Source organism: Mesorhizobium sp. M1A.F.Ca.IN.020.06.1.1 (assembly GCF_004023265.1).
Classification (GTDB): domain Bacteria; phylum Pseudomonadota; class Alphaproteobacteria; order Rhizobiales; family Rhizobiaceae; genus Mesorhizobium.
The window spans coordinates 1-2,713 of the sequence record NZ_RZSR01000831.1; the positions used below are offsets into that span (position 1 = coordinate 1).

General features: G+C 63.1%; 5 protein-coding genes and 1 tRNA gene. 4 read left to right on the plus strand and 2 right to left on the minus strand.

Annotated features, from left to right (window positions below; genetic code table 11):
• Positions 1 to 244 (minus strand): arginase family protein (locus EOA60_RS27640; RefSeq protein ID WP_206628274.1); only part of this gene is annotated, 244 nt, incomplete at its 3' end.
• Between the two features lie 132 nt (positions 245 to 376).
• On the opposite strand from EOA60_RS27640, the gene EOA60_RS27645 reads away from it, so the two are divergent.
• Both EOA60_RS27645 and EOA60_RS27650 read left to right on the plus strand, forming a co-directional pair.
• The gene (locus EOA60_RS27645) at positions 377 to 817 is read left to right on the plus strand and encodes an Lrp/AsnC family transcriptional regulator (RefSeq protein WP_095825208.1); all 441 of its coding nucleotides are present in this window, start codon (positions 377 to 379) and stop codon (positions 815 to 817) included.
• 228 nt (positions 818 to 1,045) lie between these two features.
• Positions 1,046 to 1,339 (plus strand): hypothetical protein, encoded by a 294-nt coding sequence (locus tag EOA60_RS27650; protein WP_095825137.1) that lies wholly within the window; start codon positions 1,046 to 1,048, stop codon positions 1,337 to 1,339.
• Positions 1,340 to 1,406: 67 nt separating this feature from the next.
• Here the strand turns inward: EOA60_RS27650 and EOA60_RS27655 are convergent.
• Positions 1,407 to 1,481, minus strand: a tRNA-Gly gene (locus EOA60_RS27655).
• A gap of 208 nt (positions 1,482 to 1,689) precedes the next feature.
• Here EOA60_RS27655 and EOA60_RS27660 point away from each other — a divergent pair.
• On the plus strand, positions 1,690 to 2,187 hold the full coding sequence (locus EOA60_RS27660; protein WP_095799582.1) for a prolyl-tRNA synthetase associated domain-containing protein: 498 nt from the start codon (positions 1,690 to 1,692) through the stop codon (positions 2,185 to 2,187).
• An 85-nt stretch (positions 2,188 to 2,272) separates the two neighbouring features.
• A partial coding sequence (trxA, locus tag EOA60_RS27665) for a thioredoxin (RefSeq protein WP_128312217.1) occupies positions 2,273 to 2,713 on the plus strand: 441 nt, incomplete at its 3' end.

Sequence of the window (2,713 nt, forward strand, 5' to 3'; positions counted from 1 at the left end):
CGTAGGCGGTCTCGGAAATCGCCGCCGTCCAGGCGGAGATTTCGGGCAGCGCCTTCAGGGCGAGATTGCCATGAGCGACAGGGCGCGCCGCCGCCTTCTCAACCGCCCCCCAGTCCTCGACCTCATGGCCAAGCTCCGACAGCACCGAGACAAGCCCTGCGGTGCGCAGCGCGCTCGGCCCCATCTCGCATCCCATCCGGCCCGCGCCGTCCTGCACCGGCGCGCCAACGATCCTGCAGCGCATCACTTCTTTCCGCTTTTGCGTTTGATTTGCCGGAGTGAACCACCGCTGCCTGGCGGTTTGAATAGGGTAAATTGGCATTTCGAAAAGGCCGATCTATCATAGTGGGCATATCGGCTGTTCGAAATGGTCAACATGGACGCGCTCGACGAGAGACTGGTGACGCTTCTGAGGCACGATGCGCGGCGCAGCGTCTCCGATCTCGCGCTCGATCTCGGCGTCTCGCGCGCGACGGTCAGGGCGCGGATGGGGCGGCTGGAAAAGTCCGGCGAGATCATCGGCTACACGGTGGTGCTGCGCGCCGACACGGTTGACCAGAGGATACGCGGCGTGATGATGATCGAGATCGAGGGCCATGCCGCGGACCGCGTGATCAGGGCGCTCGGCGGCTTTCCCGAGGTGTCGACCATCCACACCACCAACGGCCGCTGGGACCTGGTGGTCGAACTCGGCACCGCCTCACTCACGGACTTCGACGCCGTGCTGCGTCGCATCCGGCTGATCCCCGGGATCACCGGCAGCGAGACGAGCCTGCTGTTGGCGACGCCGAGGACGACGAGGGCGAGGCTTGGGTAGAGCGGTTCGTTTTATGGAAACGCCGAACCGCTCGACTTCCTTTTTTGCGCAATTCCGGACTGAAGGCTTCGGCGAGGAGGAAGAGCCGTTAGGGACTTTCCTGGAATTGTTCCAGCAAAGGCGCCAAACCGTCAGGAGTGGGCGGCAGGGCGCTTCCTTTCCGTCGCGACGTTCCTCTATTTTGCCCGGCCAGCATGGGCCGAGCCACAGATCGCGGAGAGCAGCGTCATGCTGAAGACAATCGCGGCCGGCGTCGGCCTGGGCCTTGTCGGGTTCCTCATCGCGCTTTTCACGATGGGCGCAGGGCACGGAACGAACGTTCCCGGTTTCGTCGTGGTCCCCTGGATGATGCTGCTGATGATGGCGGGCGCTGGCGCTTTGCCTGGGCTGCTCGCGGCATGCGCCCAATTCACGATCTATATCCTTCTGATCCGCTCCAAGCCGTTGCTGGCGCTGCCGATCGGGATCGTTCACTGCGTCGCCACAGTATGGGGGACGGCGCGCAACGGAATCTTGTTCTGAAGGCTACAAACGCGAAAAAGCCGCGGCGAACCGCGGCTTTTCGTTTGCTTGATTCCCTGAAGGAAACTGGAGCGGGTGAGGCGATTCGAACGCCCGACCCCAACCTTGGCAAGGTTGTGCTCTACCCCTGAGCTACACCCGCTCGCGCGGCCTTGGGCCGCAAGCCGCGCCTATATGGCCGAAGAGCGCGGCGATTGCAACAGGGAAATGACGGTCTTTTTGGAGCTAGCTCTTCCTATAGGGAAGGTTGGTTTCGAACCGGCGGATTGCGTTGGCCCAGCCGGGCGACCTTGCCCCAAGGGCATCGTTCGCCGTAAACGGCACAAGCTTTCCAGATGATGCGAGGACCGATGCCGAAGACCGAAGCCGAGCTTAACGCCTTTCTTGCCGATCTCGGCATTTCCGTCTCGACGGTGCGCCACCCGCCCTTGTTCACGGTCGCCGATTCGCAGGCGCTGCGCGGAGAGATCCCGGGCGGCCACACCAAGAACCTCTTCCTCAAGGACAAGAAGGACAATTACTTTCTCGTCACCGTCGGCGAGGAGGCCGTGGTGGACCTCAAGCAAATCCACCATCTGATCGGCGCCGCCAGCCGCGTCTCCTTCGGCAAGCCGGAAATGCTGATGGAGCTGCTCGGCGTCATTCCCGGCGCGGTTACCATCTTCGGCCTGATCAACGACACGGCCGGGCGGATCAAGGTGGTTCTGGACCAGGAATTGATGAGTCACGACGTCATCAACGGCCATCCGCTGACCAATGAGGCGACGACGGCCATCGCCGCCGCCGATCTCGTCAAATTCGTCGAGGCAACGGGCCACGATCCTGTTATCTTGAAAGTCTCGGGTTGATCGCCACATGGATGGCGAAACCGAAATCCGATAATAACCCGCCGCACCCCGAAGCCGGCGACGACGCGACCGAAAGGGCGACGACATGAGTGACAACAATCCGTTCAGCGGCTCATTTGGCGGCAATGCCGGCCAGTACGCCCAATCGGTGCACTATGGCGGGGCGGACCGCGGCAAGGTCTCGCTCGGCGAGGCGCCTGCGGCCGCGGATCTCGTCAAGGACACGACGACCGCGACGTTCGCGGCCGATGTCATCCAGGAATCGCGCCGCCAGCCGGTGCTGGTCGACTTCTGGGCGCCCTGGTGCGGCCCGTGCAAGCAGCTGACGCCGCAGCTCGAAAAGGCGGTCAAGGCTGCCGGCGGCAAGGTCAGGCTGGTCAAGATGAACATCGACGATCATCCCTCGGTCGCCGGCCAGCTCGGCATCCAGTCGATTCCCGCGGTCATCGCCTTCAAGGACGGCCAGCCGGTCGACGGCTTCATGGGCGCCATTCCGGAAAGCCAGATCACGCAGTTCATCCAGAAG